The sequence below is a fragment of the Salinimicrobium oceani genome (assembly GCF_012037645.1).
The window spans coordinates 1-283 of the sequence record NZ_JAAVJR010001658.1 but is presented as its reverse complement, the minus strand read 5'-3'; the positions used below and the strand labels follow the sequence as shown (position 1 = coordinate 283).

Here is a 283-nt window from a genome sequence, read left to right as displayed (position 1 = left end):
GTATATTCTCTCACTTAGATCCTAAGGGCCACCCTTAATTTCCCGGGCTCATGATAATTTTTTTGTAGGGTTATTGTAAAAGTAGTGCCTTCAGATTCACTGCTGTGTAAATTTAATGCTCCACCATGGGCTTCGGCTACGGCTTTGACAAGGGAGAGTCCGATGCCACGGCTCTTGAGTCCGCGGGGGCTGGAGCCGTTGGAAGTATTCAGGAAGTTGAAGATGCGCTTCTGGCGTTCCGCCGGAATGGGATTTCCGAAGTTATGCACACTCAACTCCACCA

The 283-nt window shown here is 49.1% G+C and carries 1 protein-coding gene; it reads right to left on the bottom strand.

Features of this window, described 5'->3' with window-relative positions; translation table 11 throughout:
* Window positions 1–14: 14 nt before the first annotated feature.
* Window positions 15–283, bottom strand: a 269-nt coding sequence (locus HC175_RS23500) for a sensor histidine kinase (RefSeq protein ID WP_168140136.1), incomplete at its 5' end; no start/stop codon positions are given.